This window comes from Methanospirillum hungatei (genome assembly GCF_019263745.1).
Taxonomy (GTDB): Archaea; Halobacteriota; Methanomicrobia; order Methanomicrobiales; family Methanospirillaceae; genus Methanospirillum; species Methanospirillum purgamenti.
In genome coordinates this window covers 354,529-376,867 of record NZ_CP077107.1, presented here as the reverse complement: position 1 = coordinate 376,867, position 22,339 = coordinate 354,529, and the positions used below count along the sequence as shown (strand labels likewise).

21 protein-coding genes and 1 tRNA gene are annotated in these 22,339 nt (G+C 41.4%); 18 read left to right on the top strand and 4 right to left on the bottom strand.

The genetic code is table 11. The features are described 5' to 3' along the window. Positions 1-5 precede the first annotated feature (5 nt). Both KSK55_RS01850 and KSK55_RS01845 read right to left on the bottom strand, forming a co-directional pair. Positions 6-2,393, bottom strand: a complete 2,388-nt coding sequence (locus KSK55_RS01850; RefSeq protein WP_218607952.1) for a methyl-accepting chemotaxis protein — start codon at positions 2,391-2,393, stop codon at positions 6-8. A gap of 87 nt (positions 2,394-2,480) precedes the next feature. Next, a complete protein-coding gene (locus KSK55_RS01845; RefSeq protein ID WP_214418696.1) occupies positions 2,481-3,485 on the bottom strand; it encodes a chemotaxis protein CheW in 1,005 nt (334 codons plus the stop codon). A gap of 223 nt (positions 3,486-3,708) precedes the next feature. Here KSK55_RS01845 and KSK55_RS01840 point away from each other — a divergent pair, with 223 nt between their 5' ends. The 4 genes from KSK55_RS01840 to KSK55_RS01825 all read left to right on the top strand — a co-directional run bounded on the left by KSK55_RS01840 (position 3,709) and on the right by KSK55_RS01825 (position 9,717). After that, a complete protein-coding gene (locus KSK55_RS01840) occupies positions 3,709-4,101 on the top strand; it encodes a hypothetical protein (RefSeq protein ID WP_214418697.1) in 393 nt (130 codons plus the stop codon). Between the two features lie 135 nt (positions 4,102-4,236). Then, a complete protein-coding gene (locus KSK55_RS01835; protein ID WP_218607951.1) occupies positions 4,237-5,871 on the top strand; it encodes a CARDB domain-containing protein in 1,635 nt (544 codons plus the stop codon). Positions 5,872-5,944: 73 nt separating this feature from the next. Beyond that, the gene (locus KSK55_RS01830) at positions 5,945-9,145 is read left to right on the top strand and encodes a methyl-accepting chemotaxis protein (protein ID WP_218607950.1); all 3,201 of its coding nucleotides are present in this window, start codon (positions 5,945-5,947) and stop codon (positions 9,143-9,145) included. A gap of 98 nt (positions 9,146-9,243) precedes the next feature. Beyond that, positions 9,244-9,717, top strand: coding sequence for a hypothetical protein (locus KSK55_RS01825; RefSeq protein WP_218607949.1), 474 nt, complete (start codon positions 9,244-9,246; stop codon positions 9,715-9,717). A 21-nt stretch (positions 9,718-9,738) separates the two neighbouring features. On the opposite strand, the gene KSK55_RS01820 is transcribed toward KSK55_RS01825, so the two are convergent. Then, positions 9,739-10,227, bottom strand: coding sequence for a helix-turn-helix domain-containing protein (locus KSK55_RS01820; protein ID WP_214418701.1), 489 nt, complete (start codon positions 10,225-10,227; stop codon positions 9,739-9,741). Between the two features lie 131 nt (positions 10,228-10,358). On the opposite strand from KSK55_RS01820, the gene hypD reads away from it, so the two are divergent. The 7 genes from hypD (at position 10,359) to KSK55_RS01785 (ending at position 13,726) form a co-directional block, all read left to right on the top strand. Next, the gene (hypD, locus tag KSK55_RS01815; RefSeq protein WP_218607948.1) at positions 10,359-11,387 is read left to right on the top strand and encodes a hydrogenase formation protein HypD; all 1,029 of its coding nucleotides are present in this window, start codon (positions 10,359-10,361) and stop codon (positions 11,385-11,387) included. Positions 11,388-11,549: 162 nt separating this feature from the next. Continuing rightward, positions 11,550-11,672, top strand: a complete 123-nt coding sequence (locus KSK55_RS16645) for an Ltp family lipoprotein (RefSeq protein WP_218607947.1) — start codon at positions 11,550-11,552, stop codon at positions 11,670-11,672. An 84-nt stretch (positions 11,673-11,756) separates the two neighbouring features. Further along, positions 11,757-12,038, top strand: a complete 282-nt coding sequence (locus KSK55_RS01805; protein ID WP_214418706.1) for a hypothetical protein — start codon at positions 11,757-11,759, stop codon at positions 12,036-12,038. Between the two features lie 69 nt (positions 12,039-12,107). After that, the gene (locus KSK55_RS16640; protein ID WP_250545144.1) at positions 12,108-12,287 is read left to right on the top strand and encodes a type II toxin-antitoxin system RelE family toxin; all 180 of its coding nucleotides are present in this window, start codon (positions 12,108-12,110) and stop codon (positions 12,285-12,287) included. 450 nt (positions 12,288-12,737) lie between these two features. Beyond that, positions 12,738-12,809, top strand: a tRNA-Arg gene (locus KSK55_RS01795). A gap of 177 nt (positions 12,810-12,986) precedes the next feature. Further along, positions 12,987-13,388 (top strand): PEGA domain-containing protein, encoded by a 402-nt coding sequence (locus KSK55_RS01790; RefSeq protein WP_218607946.1) that lies wholly within the window; start codon positions 12,987-12,989, stop codon positions 13,386-13,388. Positions 13,389-13,549: 161 nt separating this feature from the next. Continuing rightward, entirely contained in the window at positions 13,550-13,726 is a 177-nt protein-coding gene (locus tag KSK55_RS01785; protein ID WP_218607945.1) for a UPF0175 family protein, read from the top strand. A gap of 9 nt (positions 13,727-13,735) precedes the next feature. On the opposite strand, the gene KSK55_RS01780 is transcribed toward KSK55_RS01785, so the two are convergent. Next, on the bottom strand, positions 13,736-15,580 hold the full coding sequence (locus KSK55_RS01780) for a PASTA domain-containing protein (protein WP_218607944.1): 1,845 nt from the start codon (positions 15,578-15,580) through the stop codon (positions 13,736-13,738). A 387-nt stretch (positions 15,581-15,967) separates the two neighbouring features. Here KSK55_RS01780 and KSK55_RS16635 point away from each other — a divergent pair, with 387 nt between their 5' ends. From KSK55_RS16635 to KSK55_RS01745, 7 genes are all read left to right on the top strand, one after another. Further along, complete coding sequence (locus tag KSK55_RS16635; protein WP_218607943.1) at positions 15,968-16,132, top strand: VOC family protein; 165 nt, start codon at positions 15,968-15,970, stop codon at positions 16,130-16,132. A 348-nt stretch (positions 16,133-16,480) separates the two neighbouring features. After that, positions 16,481-16,900, top strand: coding sequence for an HI0074 family nucleotidyltransferase substrate-binding subunit (locus KSK55_RS01770; RefSeq protein WP_218607942.1), 420 nt, complete (start codon positions 16,481-16,483; stop codon positions 16,898-16,900). Positions 16,901-17,244: 344 nt separating this feature from the next. Beyond that, a complete protein-coding gene (locus tag KSK55_RS01765) occupies positions 17,245-17,745 on the top strand; it encodes a VOC family protein (RefSeq protein ID WP_218607941.1) in 501 nt (166 codons plus the stop codon). A 22-nt stretch (positions 17,746-17,767) separates the two neighbouring features. Further along, positions 17,768-18,334 carry a dihydrofolate reductase family protein gene (locus tag KSK55_RS01760; RefSeq protein ID WP_218607940.1) on the top strand — a complete coding sequence of 189 codons (567 nt, stop codon included), beginning with the start codon at positions 17,768-17,770 and terminating at the stop codon, positions 18,332-18,334. A gap of 87 nt (positions 18,335-18,421) precedes the next feature. Further along, positions 18,422-19,579 (top strand): aldo/keto reductase, encoded by a 1,158-nt coding sequence (locus KSK55_RS01755; RefSeq protein WP_218607939.1) that lies wholly within the window; start codon positions 18,422-18,424, stop codon positions 19,577-19,579. Between the two features lie 252 nt (positions 19,580-19,831). Then, positions 19,832-20,458, top strand: coding sequence for a PAS domain-containing protein (locus KSK55_RS01750; RefSeq protein WP_218607938.1), 627 nt, complete (start codon positions 19,832-19,834; stop codon positions 20,456-20,458). After that, positions 20,459-22,261: a SpoIIE family protein phosphatase gene (locus KSK55_RS01745; RefSeq protein ID WP_218607937.1), complete on the top strand. Its 1,803-nt coding sequence runs from the start codon at positions 20,459-20,461 to the stop codon at positions 22,259-22,261. It begins immediately after the preceding gene. Positions 22,262-22,339: the final 78 nt, after the last annotated feature.

Here is a 22,339-nt window from a genome sequence, read left to right as displayed (position 1 = left end):
GAGGATTATACCTGATACTGGAGGGTTATCTTCTTCAACCTGATACCGAGTTCATGCAGATCTTCTGCTGTTTTTTCTGCTTTATGTGTAATTTCAAGATTCTTCTGGGCAGCACTCCGGATATTTTCAATTGCACCTGATATCTGGTCCATACCGGCTACCTGATCCTGTATGGATGCAGTAATTTCAATGGCTTCATGAGATGAATCAGCAATAGATCTGGTGAGAACCTCAATCGCCTTTCGTGCATCTGTTGTAAGTCTGACTGCATCTGCAACCGTATTTGATCCTCTTTCTGCAGAGACCACGGTTGATGAAACTCCACGCTGAATATCGGTCAATATTGTCCTGATTGTTCCGGTTGCCTGCTTGGACTGCTGGGCAAGATTATGGATTTCATGAGCGACCACAGCAAATCCTTTGCCAAAGTCTCCTGCTTTTGCCGCTTCGATTGACGCATTTACCGCAAGCAGATTTGATTGTTCGGATATATCGGTCACCGTTGCAATAATCTCCCCGATAGCCTGGCTTTGTTCAGAGAGTTTGACAACATTCATACTGATCATATCCATCTGTCTTTGAATGTGATTCATTCCATCAAGAATTTCCTGAACAGATTGCTGACCGGTCTCTGAAACCTCAATCGCCTTCATGGCTTTTTCAGACATTGACTTTGTCTTCAGGTTTACCAAATCGGTCTTTTTCCGAACCGTTTCAGCCGTGTCAGAAGTTTCATTGACCGTTTCTGCAGTCTGACTGCTGGCTGATGATAATTGAGAGGTAACGGTCAGAATCTCACTTGATGCAACCGATAATACAGACACACCTTCAAAAAGTTCCTCAGTTATTAATTTCATGAGCCGGGAAAGCTCAATACCAATCGTATTAAGAGCATTTCTGTATGCAACAAATTCTCCGGCAACAGGTATCTTCTCATCAAACCGGGCGGTAAAGTCACCGGATGCATAACACCCGGCAAGTCTCATGGCTTCATTCACTGGTTCGGTAATGGTCTCAAGGGTCTTGTTAAATCCGGCGATGATCATCCGGTACCCACCCCGGAATGCCCGTTCATCACCTCGGATGGAGAGATCTCCTGCCCGGGCAGCATCTGTCAGTTTAATTGTCTCTTTATGAAGGTGATCAAGCGACTCAACAAGAAGCCGGAGTGATGGACGTATCTGGTCATGCTCATCCACCGGTCCGGTAAATTCCTGGATATATTCACCATTTGCAATTTTGACTATATTTCCAACGACGTTTGTTTGCAAATCATCGGCAAATTCATCCATCGTTGCTGCCATGATACCGATCTCATCTTCCCGCCTGATATTCAGTCTGGCAGATAAATGACCATTCCGGAGTTCTTTGATCATGACAACCACCTGCTGGAGAGGCTCTGCAATTGACCGGCCAAATAAAAATGCTATGACCGCACCGAGTACGATTGACGCGACAACGATAGCGAGGATGGTGTTTCGAATGGTATCAATAGGACCGTCAAAATCAGACATCTCCGCCCGTGAAACAATGTACCAGTCAAGTGGTTCAAAGTAGGTATATGCATCCAAAACCGTTGTTCCGTTTACCTGGTGGATGATGGCTCCGTCTTTTTTCTCAAGCATCTCCTGGACATATCCCATCTGGGACCAGTTTGCACCATCCTGCGTCGGGTGAACAAGTACAATCCCATTACTGTCCAGAACATACATGTATCCGTTTGTGCCGACAACCGTATCACGGATACTCTTTTTTACAACATCTAATGTCTGTTCTTCCTCAGTTCCGACAAATAATACTCCGATGACCGTACCATTCCGATCCCGGATAGGTTCATATGCGGTGACATAATTCACCCCGAACAGGTCCCTTCTTCCATAATAGGTCTCACCTTCTTTCACCGCTACTTCATAGACATTATCAGTAAGGTGAGTCCCAACGGCACGTTCCCCATCTGTTCCCTTGACATTGGTCGATATTCTGACCGCATAAGTGGTATTTACGACCTGGAAGACAGTAGCAGCACCACCCACCAGGTCCCGGACCCCGTCGACTATCTCGAAATTTCCATTCACGACAAATGGTTTTCCGTTTTTGTCTATCAGAGTCATGTTATTATTGATAATCTCCGGTGATCCTTTGGCATAGAAGTTCTGCCTGAGCACATTCAGATCACTATTGACCTTGTTTCTGGTGAGTTTATAGACATCATTGGTCCATCCCTTCATATCCTGGACCTGTGTTTTTAAAAGCGTCTCTATCTGCTCGTTAATCACATTGGTAGAGCTGGTGTACGATACCACACCCAGGAGTAATGTTGGAATAATTGCAAGAAACAGAGAAATTACCAATATTTTTGTGCCGACTTTCATATTAGAAAAAAACTGAATCATAAAGCCTCCTTACGCAGGTTTATTGCAGGGTGTTCAGAGCGAGAGCATTTGTTTCCAAAAGTTCGGAGATCTGTACAATAGATCATGTTATGTTTCAGTATCATCTATTATCATCCTCGGATCAGTCAGAAGCGATTTAGCATTAAGCACATGCAGTGATTCAATTGTTCCACAGATATAATTCTTCCAAATGGAATTTTCCATCCGGTATTTCCGGTCTATCTCATCTATTTTTATCATCCCGATTCCGGTGATCTGATCAGCAAGAAGACCAAACGTCAGATTTCCATCAGTGAGCACAATAACCCGGTTCAGGTCTGTCAGTCCTTTTTCAGGAATTGAAAGTAATACCCGGAGATTTACAAGGGATATTATCTCCCCCCGGACAGAACAGATCCCGGCGATAAAATCAGGTGTTCCAGGCACTGGGGTTATTTCAGAAGTTTGAATAACCTCTCTGATATATTTCATCTCAACCGCATACTCCTGGTACATCAGATTAAACCGAATCACTTCAATGACCGGAGGACGCTCTGTCTGCTCTTTGGGTAATGCCAGTTGATCTGCCCGTTCCTGTAACAAACAGCCGGTGGTGAGATCATCGCGCAGGAAGGAATCGGATGCAGCATCACTCTCATTATCCTGAATTTGAATAACATCCACCAGTTTTGTTTGTGAATGAATGCCATAATCAAGAAATTCAATGAGATCGAAAAAGATGACCAGGTCTGATCGAATGATCCTGATTCCAGGAATCATCGTCTGAAGCCGTTCAGATCTAAACCGGTCGTCCGCCCTCAGGTCGCCTTCCTGAACAATGAAGGTTTCATCCACCCAGAGAGCAACTGTTTCAAGCCCTTTTTGAACGATTATCAGATTATCCGAGGGGAGGGGAGAGCGCTTTTGAAACCCGAATAGTTCACGGAGCGAATACACCGGTAATGTCTCACCATGAAGGTTTATCACTCCTGTTTGTCCTTTTTGCGGATCAGAATATGGTGAAATGCTGACCATCCGGATCATTGATATCGTATCACTGAGAGGGACACCGCATCGGATTCGTTCCACAGAAAAAAACAGGTAATGCTCCATAACTCTGAACTACCGTGAAAGATATTCAAGTTTTGATGTTTTTCATTATAATACCCCAGCATCTGAGAATGGATGAAAAATTTCTTCTCACCCATTTATAAAACAAGGGCTATTTACACCTAATTATAGCAGATTATTGGATTTAAACCTATAAAATGATAGAAATTTTCAGATCGATATAATAATAATATAATAAAAACAATGGAATGAATCAGGGATGGGGATGGGTCCGGATACAGTAGTTCATCTTTCGGATACCGATATACAGATAATTGATATCCTAACCGACGTTGGTTTGAAGAGCGGGGAAGCCAGAATACTTGTTGTCTTGTTCAAGGGGTATGACCTGACATCACGGGAACTGGAACGGATATCAGATCTTCGGCAGCCTGAAGTCAGTATTGCAATCAACCAACTGATTAAGAGAAGTTGGGTTTTTGTTACAAGCCATATTACTGAAAAGAAAGGCCGCCCGGTAAAAGTGTATAGTCTTCAGCGGACAATTGACGAAATTCTTGATCAGATCAAAGGTGAGATAGAAGGAGATTACCGCAAAAAGATCGAAGTTATCGAGCGTGTCAGAGTTATGGTCAGGGAAGCAAAAGAGACAGAATAATATTTTCCATCCTGAAATAACTCTCTTTTTAAATTTTATTTTTGTGAATTTTTTCTATTCGAATTTATGATAGTTTCCACCAAAAATATCAGTGAATGAAGTAATACCCTACTAGTTACTATCTGGTGATCATCTGTGAAAATTGCGTTCTGGCTAGCTGCTACAATACTTACCCTGATAATTTCTGCCGGTATGGTTACTGGCGAAGACATGACCGACCGGATTATATATCCCGATTACTGGTACCAGCAAGGAGTATCAGAGTTTTTGTTACAACATTATGACCGGGCATTATCACTTCTGGACACTGCTGTTGCTCAGGATCCGGATCTTGCTGATGCCTGGTACTGGCGCGGAGTGGTTCTGAGTGCACTTGGTGATAGCAAAGGCTCTGAAGAATCTATCGCGAAAGCAAAGGCAATGAATCCGATGATTGATGATCCCTATCACCGGAGGGTTGGGCCGCTTTCTGAGTTAGTCATTACACCTGTTCCAACACCCCGGATTATCACAGATGAATCTCAACCGCAGATGGTTGAGACCACGATAGATCTCTCAAAGCAACCAGACCCAACCGGTCCGGATATGATGATAACCTCATTTGTTCCAACCGTTCGGGAAGGAAACCCTCAGCTTGAGATTAAAGCAACCGTCGTAAACCAGGGATACCGCCCATCAACAGACTTTTTCATTACTTTTTACGCATCAGATGATGCAACAATTACCAGAGAGGATACCCCAATTGGTTATTACCTGATTCCGAATCTCAAAACAGGTACAGAAAAGAAACTTACCGGGTACTTCCCGATGGACCGTATGACACCAGGAGACTTTTATCTCGGGGCCATTGCAGATCCGGCTAATGAAATCATGGAAGTATCTGAAGATAACAATGTCAAAGGAACAGATTCAAAGGTAACCATTCCGGATGTGAAGAGTTCGGCATTCCTTGTTACTACCGGATCAGTACCTTTCGTTTCAGAGGAATCAGAAGAAGACTCACGGTTTACGATTACCAGACCTGATCTGGTAATAAGTAAGGTTACCAGTCAGCAGAAGGCGGTTCAGGGTGGCCAACTTCCGGTAAATACGACAGTGAAAAACCAGGGAGATGCTCCGGCAGGACCATTCAGAATTTCACTTTATCTCTCTCCTGATGCACTCATTACCGAACAGGACCGTGAAATCGGCTATGGAGACGTTGCAGACCTGAGCGTTGGAATGCTTCGAGATGGAACCGCTGTAGCTACAGTCCCGTCAGATCTCGCTCCGGGTCCGTACTATCTTGGTGTAATGGTAGACTCTGGAAAAATCATTTCTGAAGGGAATGAGGCAAACAACATTCTTTTCGCAGATAAAATGATTGAAATATCCGGGTCACCTGTGCCAATTCAAACCGCTGTTCCAAGTCTGCCTGATTTAATCGTGCCAGATCTCACATCAGATACAGAAGGAACTGTCGGCGGAAATATCAATGTCACTACATCAATTCGGAATACTGGTTCAGGTGATGCAAAATCATTTATTGTTGAATTATACCTGTCATCTGATGGTACACTTTCCGACGAAGATATTCTCATTGGTATGGGGGAGATACCAGAACTACCAGCAGGAACTCAGTCAGATGGAGATGCCCTTTCACCAATTCCTGCAAATATGACACCAGGTCAGTATTTCTTTGGAATTTTAATAGATAGTGAAAATGCAGTTGCTGAAACTGATGAATCCAACAATATCGGATTTGCAAAAATCCCGGTTACAATACAGTAGATCCCCTTATTTTTTATAGTATAAAGGGGGAAAGACTATGCAGGTCTGAACCATACCTAAATGAGATGTTTATATGACAACCCATCTACGAGATATTCTCATCCATATATTATCTGATGATCCTCAGGGCACAAATCCTGAGTTGGAAATGAGTGAAAACCCTGAAGACAACGAAATACTGTCATCCTTTCTTACAAAAAAACAGGAACTCTTACAAACAAAATCCAGAATGGACGCCATATTTGCGCACAGTCCCCAGCCCATTCTCATATTAACCCCGGATGCAAAAATTTCTGATTTTAACCGATCATTTCAAGCGATATCCGGATATGCATTAGAAGATTGGACAGGAAAACCAGTTCAAAGTATATTCCCAGGATTTAGACTACCTGATGATGGATTTTCCAATACAAACGTTGATTCAGAAATATTCACCATAGATTTTTCTACTGGAACACGGGTATTAGAGCAATATCCAATTCCGGTCACGAATTCATCTGGAACGTTAACGGAAATTATTCTTATCTTTAAAGATATTACCATCCGGGTTCAGGCAGAACAAAAAGCTGAAGAGATCAGACAAAAACTCGCCCATGATTATGGTGAACGGGTCAAAGAACAGAGACTCTTCTATAATACGGCATCTCTTATCCAGGACGATTCAAGATCAATTCAGGATATCCTTAGTGAGATAGCAGTACTCATACCTCCAGGGTGGCAATATCCAGAAGAAACTGCAGCACGAATTCAATACCGGGGGGAAATGTTCCAAACACAGAACTTTAAAGAAACTCTCTGGATTCAGAAAGCAACATTCATACCAAGAACAGGAAATGAAGGAATTATCGAAGTTGTTTACCTGAATGAAAAACCCCAGGAATATGAAGGACCGTTCCTTCTTGAAGAGCGGAATCTTATCAACTCCCTTGCTGAGATGCTCAAGACCTATGTTGATAGGAAAGAAGGGGAACTGGAACTTGCAAAAAAGATGCATGATCTGGGGGAACGGGTAAAGGAGCAACAACTTTTTTATAAGACAGCATCGCTTATCCAGGATGATTCCCGGTCAATCCAGGATATTCTAGGTGAGATAGCAGTACTCATACCTCCGGGGTGGCAATATCCAGAAGAAACTGCAGCACGAATTCAATATCGGGGGGAAATGTTCCAGACACGATACTTTAAAGGAACCCCCTGGATTCAAAAAGCAATATTTAAACCAAGAACCGGTAATGAAGGAATTATTGAAGTTGTTTATCTGAATGAAAAACCTCAGGAACACGAAGGACCGTTCCTTCTTGAAGAGCGGAATCTTATCAACTCGCTTGCCGAGATGCTCAAGACCTATGTTGATAGAAAAGAAGGGGAACTGGAACTTGCAAAAAAGATGCATGATCTGGGGGAACGGGTAAAGGAGCAACAACTCTTTTACAAGACATCTTCTCTTATCCAGGATGATTCCAAGAATATTGCACAGGTTTTACAGGATGTCGTTATGCTTATCCCTCCCGGATGGCAGTACCCGGAAGTGACCGAAGCCAGAATACAATATGGGAATGGTTCATTCAAAACAACGAATTTTAAAGAGACAGGATGGATCCAGACCTCTTCTTTTGTAACCAGAACCGGTACCAAGGGAACTATTGATATTGTGTACCTGATAGAAAAGCCTCCAGAACATGAAGGCCCATTCCTTCTCGAAGAGCGAAATCTTATCAATTCACTTGCAGATATGCTCAAAACCTATATCGATCGAAAAGAAGGAGAACAGGAAATTGAACGACGGATGGTTGAGATAGAAGAACTTGAGCACCTGAACAACACCATCGTTCAACAGATACCAATGCCGGTTCTGCTCATAGACGAAAATCAACAGATCCTTGTCACAAATGATGCATACATCAAGTTAACCGGATATACAAAAGACGAACTCCTTCATATGACACCACGTGATATCACCGTCGTGGAATATACCGGAGAGGGGCTGAAAGAGTTACTGTCTTCGGTAAAACCAACATTTGGAGAACTTACTTGTAAGTTTCCACTGGGAGTCAGAATCCTGGAGCAATATGGTATTCCCATCTTTTCACGATCCGGAGCTCTTGAAAATTATCTGATTGTGTACAATGATATTACCGAACGGAAACGGAATGAAGAAGAAGTCCAGAAACTTCTGACTGATTCAAGGACAATGTCTGAGGTTTTGTCAAAAAGTGCAGAGGATCTTGAAACCGGCATGGCACGGATGGCTGAAGGAGATTTGAAATTCAGAGCTCTTGTGATGGATCATGATCCCTTGTTCAATATCAAGACCGATTATAATACAGCACTTCAGGCCATATCTCTGCTAATCCAGGAGTTGGAAGGATCAATATCTCACCTTACCGGCACAACTGAAAAAACCCTGTCACAGACAGATAATATTAAAAATGCGATTCGTGATATTGCTGAAGAGGTGCAAAGTTCGACAACCGGGGCCAGGGAACAGATGGAGGAGACAAGACGGATTTCGGATGATATCCGGTTATTGTCTGAACGAATAAGCCAGATTGTTGATATAACTTCGCGACTTATGGCACTTGCAACCCAGACTGCACAGCAGGGAGTCGAAGCAGGTCAGATTGGAGGCATTGCTAATGAAAAAATGGAATCTGTCGGAAAGATTAGTGCTGCAAGTAAAGAACAGATTACCGGATTAAATGAACAAATGGCAGAGATCGATAAAATTGTTCGTCTTATCTCTGATATTTCCAGCCAGACCAATCTTCTTGCATTAAATGCTGCAATTGAAGCTGCACGAGCCGGTGAACATGGGAGAGGGTTTGCCGTTGTTGCTCAGGAAGTAAAAAACCTTGCGGGACAGTCCAAAATCGCTACAGCACAGATTGAAGATCTAATCCGGGCTATTCAGACAAAGTCTGCTGATACAGTAACCTCAATTGAAGCTGCATATACAGAAATCCAGGAAGGCATTGCAAGCGTAAACAAAACCATTGAGGCATTATCTTCGATTACCTCACAGGTTACTGAGATATCTGATGGTATCAGCCAAGTCACAAATGCAACACAAGATGAGGAACTTCTCATGCATCGGGTTCAGGAAGGAATTGAGGTGATGAACTCTGAGAGTGAGAAGAACCTTGCCCGGATGGAGGAGATCTCCCACCGTATGGATGAAAGTAGAAAAGCAACCGATGATATTGCTGCTTCGTCCCATGAAATTGCACGCCAGTCTGAACACTTAAAAAAGCAGGCAGATCGGTTTATCGTGTAATTGCGAAATGCAATGGTCAGAGATGAACTAAATACGTGTTTCAACCCATACAGCGTGAAGAGAGTACCCTTATATAAAACCAGGATGAACCTTGTGATATGAATGCACGGATAATCCTAGGGCTTTGTACCCTTTTTTTTATCTTCCTTACCATTCCGACATATGCAGCGGAACTTGAATTAACCGCAGATGAACAAGCCTTTTTATCAGATATGAAAGAAACTGGTATCCCTATGCTGTTTCAGACTCCGGAGGCCATGAGTATCGGGGTGTTTTATGGCAGAGATACCGCTATATCTGATATTGCTGCCAAGAAAACAGAAAATCTTGATGCATTTACTGAAAAGATATCAGCATACACTCTTGGTCAGCAGACAGGATCTCTTCGTGAATCATGGTTATCAGCAGCAAAGGTCTTAAAAACTGATCTTGAAGAATATGGAACTCTCATTCCCGGTTGTGGATCCTGTGTTTCAACCATGAATGAGATGTATCCAAAACTATTGGAATCTGCGAGCGGGGTATATGAAGATATGATCTCGTTTTATCAGGAGAATCAGGTTTCATCCTGATTGTAATCTTTTTATTCTATTTTACTCTATTCGATTACACAGTACGTCTATTGCTTCCTGAAATGTTCTGCTATCCGGCCTTACAATCACTACAGGGATATCAACGATGCGTTCAATCAGGGTTGCAAGGATGGGAGCACAAATTATCCCACCAGCTCCTTCTTTTTCAGCCCGGACAGCAGCAACGATGCAATCTTCCATGGTATTTGCGGTATATCCTTTTATCCGGATTTTTCGTCCATTCTTCTCAATGATCCTTCCACCGACTTCATCAAGGAGAAATTTTGCCGCGATAATTGCTATCATATCCTGATCATATGGCTCAAGTGCCTGAACGATAGCCCTGACCGTTGAAAGACGAGGATCCCGTTCTCCAGATGTTATCTTGTAGAGGGTAGCAGGAGGGATTCCCGCTTGTTCAGCCAGTTCTTTCAGGCTCATATGACGTCTGTCAAGAGCTTCTTCGAGAGCAGATTTAAAATCTTGTCTGAAGATAGAGCGGGAAAACATAATATCAGATATAGATGTTCTCCTATGTCACTGTTCAGGTCAGGTCCAGATTCATCATCACCTGAAATCCTGATTTACTGATATCAAATGAGGCATCTTTTTCACGTTTCAGGTTGACGTTTGAGAGATTTATGGCCGGAAAGAATCCGATTGCAGAAAAAATTCACGAACTCACTGACCGGGATCTTACATTTATGCATGTATGCGGGACGCACGAGGCAGCAATTGCACGCCACGGTATCCGAAGTCTGCTCCCAAAAAATGTGAAGATTGTGATGGGACCGGGGTGTCCGGTATGTATTACTCCACAGGGTGAGATTGATGCCGCTCTTGAACTTGCCACAAAAGGGTGTATCATCGCGACATATGGTGATCTGCTCCGTGTTCCGGGAAGTAATGGATCGCTTGAGAGTTGTGGTGCAGATGTCAGAGTCGTCCAGGGTATTTTCAAAGCGATTGAGATCGCAAAAAGTACCGATAAAGAAGTCGTTTTTATTTCGGTCGGATTTGAAACGACTGCACCAACTGTCGCTGCAATGCTTCTGACAAATCCCCCAAAGAACTTTTCAATTCTCAGCTGTCATCGGCTCGTCCCCCCTGCAATGAAATGGCTCTTGTCACAGGGAGAGGCAGCACTGCATGGATTTGTCCTTCCCGGCCACGTGCTCACGGTAACCGGCCTTGATGAGTATAGACAGTTCCCGGTTCCCCAGGTTGTTGCCGGATTTGAACCTGATGATATCCTTCTTGGTATTCTGATGTTGATCCAGCAGATCAGGGATGGGGTTGCCAGAGTGGATAATGCCTATCCCCGGGTAGTGAATGATGATGGGAATCCAAAGGCCATTGCTGTAATGAATCAGGTCTTTGAACCATGTGATGTTGAATGGAGAGGATTTCCGGTCATTCCTCTTTCAGGCTTAAAATTAAGGGAAGAATTCTCTCAATACGACGCCCAGAAAAAATTTGGTGTGGAGATAAAACCTACAAAGAAACATGCAGCGTGTATTTGTGATAAAATTCTGAGGGGTATTGCATCACCGGTTGATTGTAAATTATTTGATAAAACCTGTACTCCCCGGACTCCGGTTGGTCCTTGTATGGTCAGTCATGAAGGGGCATGTAAAATCTGGCACCATTACCATATCAGGAACGTGTAATTAGATTGAAATCGTTGAGAAAATTAGTAAATCTACGTTATAATCGGATATATTATCCAAATCGATATTTTTTCCTTATTTTTTTCGTCAGGTATAACTGATCTTAATTCCATCATTGAACATTTATAAAATTCCGCCACATTGAGTGAAAGAAATGCTGTGATGAAGGCACTAGATTATTTAAAAATCTCGCCATTTTCAAGAGATAGACATTTGAAACAACTCAAATTTGAAGGATTTACTCCTTCACAAGCAAAGTACAGGACGACTGTTGATGGATATTAAATATATACTCATAACTATGAGTCCGAATCCAAATTTTTAAAAATTGATAGAGACTATTTGATACATTGGAGACAATAGATTATTATGCCCGTCACTGTATCGCTGAGTGAATCAGATTACAAGATAATACAAATACTGAAAGCTCGTGACGATGCATCATCTGATAGCGAAGTCCTTCATAAATGTATTATTGGGGCTATCGATCCAACAGAAGCGGAGATTATCGCTGAACTCTTGGAGCAGGCGAATGAACCAGACGAACCTATTGATGAAGAGACTATGAAAGGGATTCGCCGGGGGCTAGAAGATGTGAAACATGGAAGATACCGGCCTCTTGATGAAATTTCCAAAGAAATGGGGATATGATTACAGTATCGTATCTTCTTTTCAGATGAAGCAAAATACACTCTTGAACGGCTTCAACGGGATGTTGCCGTGAGAATTCGAGATAAAATAAAGTATCTTGAAAAAGTAAACAATCCCAGAAAATATCTCAGAAAAGTCGAAGGAATATCTGATATCCCAACATATAGGTACAGGATCGGAGATTATCGGGCATTTCTGACTTTCGAGGATGACAAACTCATCATAATTGTCATCGGAATTGGAAAATAGGAAAATATTTACTCCAAATAATTTTATTTTTTTTGACTAATAAATTCCCGCCCCTTTTATTGTAGGATTAAGGGTCGAGAGAAGAAAACGACATACCATGAACACCAAAGTTGATTCCCGAATAAGAAGAAAGCAATACCCCTCTCCTCTGTTCTTGGAATCAGATATGATGGTTTGGTAATGACCTCCTTGACAAATTGAGATGAATATTCACCTTTTGACAGGATTTACTTTAACTATTTGGATCAAATTGCTCAACAAATAAAATTATAATAGGCATGCATAATCTGTTTTATTCTGGGTCAAAGCCGACTTCTGCGTGTTATATAAAATACTTCATTTTTGTCTGAATTGATGGAAGGTTATTCAATAATTCCCTCTTGGATTTTAAATAATAAAACAAATTGAACCAGAGCCTTTATCAGTGTTTAGTGAGTATATAGTAGGGTTGCCCCGGTAGGGTAGAGGATATCCTTGGAGCCTCCGGAGCTTTAGACCTGGGTTCAAGTCCCAGCCGGGGCGTACTATAAAAACGTTCTAATACTCTTATTTAATAAAGAAATTTTTATTTTTTCTGATATCTATTTTCATGGCTCCTATCCCCACAACTAAAGAATGACGAACAGATTATGGGTGAGGATCGTATAATTTTGGTCAAGAAACCTTATGATTATCCGAGGATAACATAAGCTGTTTCAAATGGTAAAAATTATCGTTAGTTTATTAGGAATCCTGTTAATATTGGGTAGTCTGGCATCTGTTGGAACAGCAGATACAGAATATGACCCCAATGATTATTATGGATCATGGGCAGCAAAATTAGATGCTGAATTTAAAGCAGGGTCTTTTGATACTTCTGCTCCCAAATATGATCCGAACACTGGGTTTAGCATTACCAGTACACCTCCTGGTGCAGAGATTTTTGTAAATGGTGCAAATGAAGGAATTACCCGCTCCTTAAAAGCCAAGGAAATATTAGGATTGATTCCAGGCGAATATAATGTAACTCTTTCATTCCCCGGCTATTCAGACTTTGCTGGCAACTTTACGGTAAATGAAAGTGAGATAAAGAACATTGAGGCTGTTCTTACATTGATTTAGGTTGTTTACAGAATATCTCGTTTATCCATTTTCTCCCCTTTTTTTTATTGAGTTGGTTAAATTGATAACAATCAAACTAAATTCCACAAAGAACAGAACCTTTTTCAGAAAAAATATTCAATCAGCAAAAGGAAGAACAGTACTATACTATCCAATATAACATGGTGATTCCAAGAGGTACGATTTCTGAAGAAATTCTAGAGGCATTTGATCAATTTCCGGCAAATACAAGAGAGATTCTTAAAATGATAATTGCGGTCGCACTCTACGAATCTCCGGAAATAAGCCTGAGCCCATTCAGACCCATAACACCAGTCGGAAATGATCCCATAATTTAATAAAAAAGGTTATTGGGTATTGTAATCAATACGAATCGGACCAGAAAACGAGTTAAAGAGAGCATCACTATCCTCAAGATACTGAAGAATGGCATAAGCTCCGTTGCCCCCGTTCAGATCGCCAAATATGGTCTGATGAACCGTTTCTCCGGTATCCCAATCAAGACCAAGGATCTCCCAGCCACCTGGTGAGCGATACCCGTTAATCAGAGCCATGTTCCCAGAATCGCTGTGAATGGGAACCATACTTGTGGATGACACATCCGGCCGGCTCCAGACCGAGGACCACTCATTCATTTCCGGATTCCATTCAAACCGCTCTGCACCATACGAAGTTTCATACGCCGGGCCCATCAGTGAAACCTGTAAGATCTTATTTTGTCCGATGAGATCATCAGAGACAGAATTTGGCATATTATTGACGACAAATGCTCCGTATCCTGACACAACCACAGACTGTTCGGACTGAATCCAATCTGGCAATGTAGTAAATCCACACGTTACCGGAATCTGACCTGCAATACGCTCTGATCCTTCAGGGATCTCGTCACGCCAGAAAGCTACAAGGTTCATTTGCTGTGCTCCATCAGTTATGAGCACAAGTCTGTCATCATCCCCAAATCCCATCAGTGTCGGAGTGGAACCGGTCCCGATACCCACCTTGATGATTGGGGGCTGGGTGGAGTGTGTGTAGATAGATGACCAGGCACCATCTGACTCGACATCTGATATAGTTGTGCCATTCCAGACAAGTTTTCGCATGATTTTATCGCTTGCGATGTAGATGCCGTTATTCTCATCTACTGCAAGAGAATTGCTGACATATTCATCATCTCCAAACTGATAGAATGAAGCAGTTGCAATATCAAGGTCACGATTTATGACAGCAACCCCATTACTGAAAGTTACAATAAGGTATCCGTCATAGGTCATTGAAAGGCCAAATAATCGGGCATTTGCCGAATGATCTGCTCCCTGTATTGTAGTAACAATATCTTTAATCACATACCGGGGAGTAATACCAGCTGCTGGATTTTCAGGATCGGTTAGGGCAAATGCATACAGATTTGATCCATAGTTGGTATAGAGAACATTTTCAGAATCTACAACGGAATAAATACCATTCCCAAACCGGAGCGAGTATTTCTTTCCGAAAAGTTCCATGAGGGAGTCATCCATGGTTGTAGTATTCATCCCTACCGCAGTATCTTTCGCAAATGTCTGGAAATTTTCTTTAGGAATTGCCTTTATCAGACCACCGGTGGCATCCTCCAGTGCTTCAAATCCTGCAACTTCTGTCAGCCCTCCATCTCCAACATACACATAACTGACCCGGTCAGACCCGACTCCCCACATGTAATCCTTCTGAGTAGAAGCAAGGGTGATGATGTTTATCGGCCCGGCGTTTACAATAGGCTTTGATGTTGGATCTATGGTGAATACGCCGTTGGGTGGGCCATAGGGTGTTGAATCACTCTGGGAAGAATCAAAGTGAGTGATAGCATAGAGTGAGGATGCCAGATAGGGATTCTGTACAGGACTCTTCCCAGATACTGTATCAGAATCGGTTGTAATCGTACAGATCTCCTGAATTGATACCTCGGTTCCGGCCGGAGGGTTTTGTCCGGTAACTAGAGCATCTGTCACAATATCAGGACTATTCGTAAATCCTGCGTCTTTAAATGCACCAACTGCATCGCCAACAGTCATACCAACAACATCGGGAGTAAATGCAGTCTGGTTGTCATCCGCGACAGATGCTGTAATGCCAAGGAAGGCAAACACACAAAGACCAAGAAAACAGAGATACAAAAGTCTGTTTAAAGAGCAAGGGGTAAAAACCTTTTTCGTCATACGATTATCATTGTTGATACCATGTAATGAATAATATAAATTGTGATTTGAAATCCTGAAATTTTATTGGATTTTTTTGAAATATTCAATCTCTGTCTATTGCTTACATGTATGCTGCATTACAATTGAATGCCTAAAAAAAGGGGTTTTTATCAGGGTATTATTTTTAGTTTTTTCGCTTTCACTATGTCCTATGAACGTTATCTCATTAAATATTTCGTTTTTACCGCCAACGAAATTATTAGGAAGATGCGAGGATTCAATATTTCATCTAATCGCTGTTATACCATAAAATCGATTTTGTCGTTATTTCAAACCAAAAAATCTAGTCCGGACCATTTGTAGAATAAGTATCAGATACAATTATTAGTTCGTAATAGAGTGCATATGGCATCTGTTCAAAAGATTTCAACATGTCTTTGGTTAGATAACGAAACTCTCGAATCTGCACAGTTCTATATATCCATCTTTAATATCACTTCAATCGGAAAGATATCCAGATATCGGAAGGAAAGGCTTGAATTTCACCAAAAACCGGAGGGAGGGTTATGATGGTGGAATTCTCCTGATGAAAGATTCGGTAAAAATGCTCACTGGCTCTCTTTCTTATCATCGGAGGGATCATCCTTCTCTTTGGATTTTACTTCTGGGAGATATGACAGATTAGGAACGGATAAATTATCCTGACACATACAACTATCATTCAATAACGGTCCTTTCTTCCCGGGAGTGTCGTGGCAATCTGCCAGAAATTTATCACTTCCGGTTTTTTCTTTATCTTAATCCTATTTTTAGAAATTATCACAGATGCAACCGTGTGTGAAACCAGTATGGATGGGCTCAAATGGCTTATTGTAAAAATTCAATACTAATATCTATCATTTTTGAGAACTTCTATGAATGCTCGATCTGACATCATTGAAGGATGCAATATCTTCGATGAACAATGCCCTTTCTGTCTATCAGGAGAAAGATAGGATCTGGAATGAGCGGGATAATGTCAGAGAAGTTATTGAGGCCGGAGTAATTCTGAATTTTAAGTTCACCTATGAACTTTCATGGAAGTTTATGGTTCGGTGGATCTCACTTAATATTTCCCCGGATGCAGCATCACCAATGACAAAACGGGATCTTTTTAGGACTGCAGCACGAAACAGGCTGATTCAGGATCCCACTCTATGGTTTACGTTTACTGATGCCAGAAATATTACCTCTCATACGTATGACCGAAAAAAAGCTGAGAAGGTCCTACATCTTGCCACGTCTTTGCTTGAGGAAGCATCTTACCTGTATTCAGTTTTAGAAAGGCAAAATGCTTAATCTTGATCCTGATGATTTTAAGGAAGTTTTGATTATTCTGAGATCTCACCTGAAAAATTGTGATGTTTTTGCTTTTGGATCACGGGTTCATGGAAGATGTCAGAAATTTTCTGATCTTGATTATTGTTGATTATCATGCAGTTTCTGATTCATTCAAAGACGTTCTTGATCATGAAGAAAAAATTCTTCTGATGACGCTATGACACAACACTTACCTACTGTCACGTGTTCGATACACATATAGTGAGCGGATTTATCCAGTTAGTTCAATCCAAAAAAGGCAGATTACCGACCAATTCAATTATATGTATCGGATACAATTATCAGTTCGTAATAGAGTACATATGGCATCTGTTCAAAAGATTTCAACATGTCTCTGGTTTGATACCGAAGCTCTCGAAGCTGCACAGTTCTATACAGCCATCTTTAAAAACGCTTCAATCGGAAGAATAACCCGATATGGAAAGGAAGGGTTTGAATATCACCAAAAACCGGAAGGGAGTGTTATGACGGTGGAATTCACTCTTGATGGAACACCTTTTTTAGCATTAAACGGTGGTTCAATTTTCAAGTTTTCTGAAGCAATTTCTTTTATAATCCATTGTTCTGATCAGGATGAAGTTGATTATTTCTGGGAGAAACTTACTGAAGAAGGCGACCCGGCAGCTCAACAATGTGGGTGGCTGAAAGATAAATATGGAGTTTCATGGCAGGTAATTCCTGTAGAAATGGTCGATCTTCTCAATGATCCGGATACAGAAAAATCACAACAGGTCATGGCAGCAATGCTCCCTATGAAAAAAATTGACCTGGCAACTCTCAAAGAGGTTTACGCCAGGGGATAATTGCGTTTTTTGGTTCTTCAATATGGCATCAGAGAGAAAAGTTATCCTTTACATCGCGATGAGTCTTGACGGGTTTATCGCTGATAGAAATGGCAGCGTAGACTGGCTCCCAGAAGGGGAAGGAGATTTTGGGTATTCAGATTTTTATGAAACGATTGATACTCTTATCATGGGTAGGACTACGTATGACCAGATCTTGTCCTTTGGAATCGAATGGCCATATGCTGGAAAGAAATGTTACGTCTTTACCAATCGGGATCACCCCTGTGATCCTAACACAGAGTTTCTTACAGGTGATATTCTCTCCTTTGTTCATAATTTAAAATCAAAACCTGGAAAAAATATCTGGTTGGTTGGGGGAGCTGCATTAGCGAATACTTTTATGGAGTATTCTCTTATCGATGAATATTGGGTAACGGTCATTCCGGTAATACTTGGAGATGGTGTACGGCTTTTCCGTGATGGGAATCCGAGCATAAGACTCTCACTACAAAATCTGGAGCAGTATGGGGATGTAGTTGTTCTTCATTACATGGCAGACAAAATAAACGAAAGCGGGTTACCGGGTTTTTCCCTACACCGAGATTGATTCTCACCGGCCAATCTTACTAACCTTTTTTTCCCTGATCATTTTTTATCCCCTTGAGACCTTCATACTCCAGAGAAAGGTGTAAAGATGCTATATAGAAAATTCCCCCGGTGCAGTCATGATATCTCTATTCTCGGTTTTGGGGCCATGCGGTTACCACTCGCCGGGGATCAGCAGGATGCGGGTAATATCGATGAGGAACAGGCAATCGAGATGATCCGCACTGCCATTGACAACGGAGTAAATTATATCGATACGGCCTATCCGTATCACAATGGAATGAGCGAGGTGGTTGTCGGGAAGGCACTGGACGATGGATACCGTGACAGGGTTTTTCTCGCTACCAAACTCCCCAGTTGGCTAATCACCAGTCGGGAGGATATGGACCGATATCTGGACGAACAACTTGTCCGGATGAACACAGATCATATCGATTTCTATCTTCTTCATGGGCTTGGCAGTGAAACATGGGAGAACCTCACGCGACTGGGCGTACTAGAATTCCTTGACAGTGCTAAAGCCGATGGACGGATACGGTTCCCCGCATTTTCCTTCCATGACCAGGTTTCGGTCTTTCGGGAGATTGTCGATGCTTATGAATGGGTATTTGCCCAGATCCAGTATAATTACATGGATGAACAAAACCAGGCTGGATCAGAGGGACTGAAGTATGCAGCAGAACAGGGTCTTGGCATTGTTGTCATGGAACCGCTCCGGGGCGGCCTTCTTTCAGGAGATGTCCCGGTAATCCACCAGCATATCCTTAACGCTCCCGTCATGCGAACTCCATCGGATTGGGGACTTCGCTGGGTCTGGAATCACCCGGAAGTCACCGTTGTGCTCTCTGGTATGTCTTCTCTGGAACAGGTAAAAGAAAACCTTGCAAGTGCAACACAGGGACTGCCAAATTCTCTCTCTCCGGAAGAGCTTGCAGTTGTCGAAAAAATGCGGAATACTTTTGCTTCCCGGTTGAAGATCCCATGTACCGGTTGCCGGTACTGCATGCCATGTCAGAATAACGTCGATATCCCTGAGTGTTTCAATTATTATAACCAGGCATACACCTATGAAGCCGAGGAGAAAGCAAAAGGCGTGTACCTTTGGGCTCTTAGCGGTGCCTTTTCCGGAGGTATACCGGGATATGCCTCTTGTTGCATCCAGTGTGGAGAATGTGAGGAGAAATGTCCGCAGGGTCTGCCCATACGAGAATATTTACAGGAAGTAGCCGATTGTTTCGGAAAATAAATGACACTTACATACTGATTCCTTTTCAAGCATTCTACAAATATCTTCACGATCATGTGAGCGTACATATTGGACTTGAATTAAATCATCAACTCATTTTGTCTTCATAATATAGTAGGTACCAGTTGTACGAATTCAAAAACTGAACTCGAAAAACGAATGAATGAGTAAAAAAACGATGGGAATCATATTGATAAGTAGATATAGAGGATCATAACAAATGATAACATTTAGACTTAAATGGAACAAAAAATGGAGGGGTTCAGCGAAGATATAATAAATTTTCTTCCGGATCCAACTTTTGCAATTGATAAAAACGGTATTGTTGTTGCCTGGAACCATGAGATGGAGGCATTTAGTGGAATACCTGCAGAAGAGATGATCGGAAAAGGAAATTATGAATATTCTATCTGGATTTTTGGAAAACCTCGAAAAATATTAATCGATTATGTTCTTCATCAAGATATAATAACACTTAAAAAAATCTATCCCCATCTGCTTATTGAAGGTCAAAAAATTTTTTCTGAATTTACTATGACCCTTTCCGATGGGTCACTTCTCTATTTTTGGATTACTGCCAGCCCCATACTGGACTCTCATGGATCAATAATTGGTGCGATTGAATCAATCCGGGATGTTACTCATCAGAAAAAATCTCAAATAAAATTGATGGAATCACAAAAATATATCGGTGATATTTTCAATTTCCTTCCGGATGCAACCTTTGTCATTGATTTAGATGAAAAAGTCACCATGTGGAACAAAGCCATGGAGGATATTACTGGTGTTCCATCTGAAAAAATTATAGGGAAAGGAGAGTATGAATATGCAATACCCTTTTACGGGATACCAAAACCACTCCTGGCTAACCTCATATAGATGCCTGATGAGGATTTGGAAAAGAAATATGATGAGATCATCCGGGATGGAGATTCACTTGTCGCAAAAATATGTATCCCGACTTTTGGCATAGAAGGAGCATATTTTTGGGCGAAAGCAAGTCCACTCTATAATTCCCAAGGAGAAATCATCGGAGCGATTGAATCAATCCGCAATATTACCGAAAAAGTAAACGCTGAAATAGAGATTAAAAAAACAATTAGCAGACTTGAACAGATAATAAATTTCCTCCCTGATGCAACTTTTGTCATAGATCTGGAAGGGAAAGTAATCACCTGGAATAAAGCGATGGAGGAAATGACTGGAGTATTATCTTTTCAAATACACGGTAAGGGAGATTTTGAATATGCTATCCCATTTTATAGAGAACGAAGACCTCTCCTTGCTAATCTCATATTATGGCCTGATGATGAAGAAGAAAAAAGGTATGCATCAATAATCAGAGATGGAGATGCACTCATAGCTGATTTCTTTCTTCCAACATTTGGGAAAGACGGGACATATATCTGGGCAAAAGCAACTCCGATATATGATAAAGAAGGGGAAATATTTGGAGCGATAGAAAGCATCAGAGATGTTTCCAAAAGAAAATTAGCAGAGAAAGAATCAGAAAATGCAAGAAAAAGACTTGCAGAGATAATTAACTTTCTCCCAGATGCAACCGTTGTAATTGATACAAATGACATCGTAAAAGAATGGAATGTTGCAATGGAGTTGTTATCAGGAATTCCAGCTACAGAAATACTTGGGAAAGGGCAGTATGAATATGCCATTCCTTTTTATGGTGAGAAAAGACCCATTTTAGCCAATTTAGTATTCAAACCAGCTCATGAACTAGAACGTGAATATTCACAAATTACCCGTGAAGGAGATACACTAGTTGTAGATACATATCTTCCAAAATGTGGTATGAATGGGAAATTTGTCTGGGCTAAGGCCACTCCACTCTATGATCCATATGGAAATATCACCGGAGCAATAGAGACCATCAGAGATATCACTGACCGCCGGAAAATGGAAGAACTTCTGGCACGTTCGAAAGCAGAACTTGAAATTGCGGCAGATATTCAGCGAAGTTTTCTCCCGGATAGTATTCCAGTAATACAAGGATTTGATATTACTGCGAAAAGCATTATGGCTAAAGAGGTAGGTGGAGACTTTTTCGATGTTATTCCTATGGAACTTACACCTTTAGGGAAAGGTATGTTTGGCATCCTAATAGCTGATGTTTCAGGGAAAGGAGTTCCGGCTGCATTGTTTATGGCTTTGTCCAGGGTGGTTGTTCGAGTAAATGCTACGTGGTTTTTGGAACCTGAAAAAGTGATCACAACTGCGAATGCGATCATATCACAGGATTCAAAAGCGGGTATGTTTGTAACCTTGTTTTATGGGATACTTTCGGATCAAAACCGGACGTTGACATATGTTAATGCCGGGCATAATCCTCCTTTAATTTATCGCTCAAAATCCAATTCATTTGAGGAACTTCAAATAACCGGAATGGCAATGGGAGTTATTGAAGAAGAAAAATATAAACAGGTATCTATCCAGATTGATGAAGATGATATTATCGTTCTCTATACTGATGGTGTTACAGAATCTGTAAATCCTTCAAATGAAATGTTTGGGGAGGTTCGTTTAAAATCTCTTATTCACAAACATGCATCATTATCATCACATGAAATACTTACCAAAATAATTGATGAAGTTCAGAATTTTAGTGAGTTTCAACCTCAATTTGATGATATCACACTTTTGATAATCAAAGGACAGAATAATTAACTCTTTTTTAATTATTCAATTAATAACCACTCTTTAAGATAAGCTATTGTACCAATTCATGCAAAACCTTTGAAAAAA

Excerpts from the sequence above, each read along its gene's own strand:
- KSK55_RS01825 (WP_218607949.1), top strand. The coding sequence starts at position 9,244 with ATGAATGCACGGATAATCCTAGGGCTTTGTACCCTTTTTTTTATCTTC.
- hypD (WP_218607948.1), top strand. The coding sequence starts at position 10,359 with ATGGCCGGAAAGAATCCGATTGCAGAAAAAATTCACGAACTCACTGAC.
- KSK55_RS01750 (WP_218607938.1), top strand. The coding sequence starts at position 19,832 with ATGGAGGGGTTCAGCGAAGATATAATAAATTTTCTTCCGGATCCAACT.
- KSK55_RS01770 (WP_218607942.1), top strand. The coding sequence starts at position 16,481 with ATGCTCGATCTGACATCATTGAAGGATGCAATATCTTCGATGAACAAT.
- KSK55_RS01805 (WP_214418706.1), top strand. The coding sequence starts at position 11,757 with ATGCCCGTCACTGTATCGCTGAGTGAATCAGATTACAAGATAATACAA.
- KSK55_RS01790 (WP_218607946.1), top strand. The coding sequence starts at position 12,987 with ATGGTAAAAATTATCGTTAGTTTATTAGGAATCCTGTTAATATTGGGT.
- KSK55_RS01830 (WP_218607950.1), top strand. The coding sequence starts at position 5,945 with ATGACAACCCATCTACGAGATATTCTCATCCATATATTATCTGATGAT.
- KSK55_RS01755 (WP_218607939.1), top strand. The coding sequence starts at position 18,422 with ATGCTATATAGAAAATTCCCCCGGTGCAGTCATGATATCTCTATTCTC.
- KSK55_RS01820 (WP_214418701.1), bottom strand. The coding sequence starts at position 10,227 with ATGTTTTCCCGCTCTATCTTCAGACAAGATTTTAAATCTGCTCTCGAA.
- KSK55_RS01850 (WP_218607952.1), bottom strand. The coding sequence starts at position 2,393 with ATGATTCAGTTTTTTTCTAATATGAAAGTCGGCACAAAAATATTGGTA.
- KSK55_RS01785 (WP_218607945.1), top strand. The coding sequence starts at position 13,550 with ATGGTGATTCCAAGAGGTACGATTTCTGAAGAAATTCTAGAGGCATTT.
- KSK55_RS01760 (WP_218607940.1), top strand. The coding sequence starts at position 17,768 with ATGGCATCAGAGAGAAAAGTTATCCTTTACATCGCGATGAGTCTTGAC.
- KSK55_RS01745 (WP_218607937.1), top strand. The coding sequence starts at position 20,459 with ATGCCTGATGAGGATTTGGAAAAGAAATATGATGAGATCATCCGGGAT.
- KSK55_RS16635 (WP_218607943.1), top strand. The coding sequence starts at position 15,968 with ATGGCATCTGTTCAAAAGATTTCAACATGTCTTTGGTTAGATAACGAA.
- KSK55_RS16645 (WP_218607947.1), top strand. The coding sequence starts at position 11,550 with ATGAAGGCACTAGATTATTTAAAAATCTCGCCATTTTCAAGAGATAGA.
- KSK55_RS01845 (WP_214418696.1), bottom strand. The coding sequence starts at position 3,485 with ATGGAGCATTACCTGTTTTTTTCTGTGGAACGAATCCGATGCGGTGTC.
- KSK55_RS01765 (WP_218607941.1), top strand. The coding sequence starts at position 17,245 with ATGGCATCTGTTCAAAAGATTTCAACATGTCTCTGGTTTGATACCGAA.
- KSK55_RS01780 (WP_218607944.1), bottom strand. The coding sequence starts at position 15,580 with ATGACGAAAAAGGTTTTTACCCCTTGCTCTTTAAACAGACTTTTGTAT.
- KSK55_RS01840 (WP_214418697.1), top strand. The coding sequence starts at position 3,709 with ATGGGTCCGGATACAGTAGTTCATCTTTCGGATACCGATATACAGATA.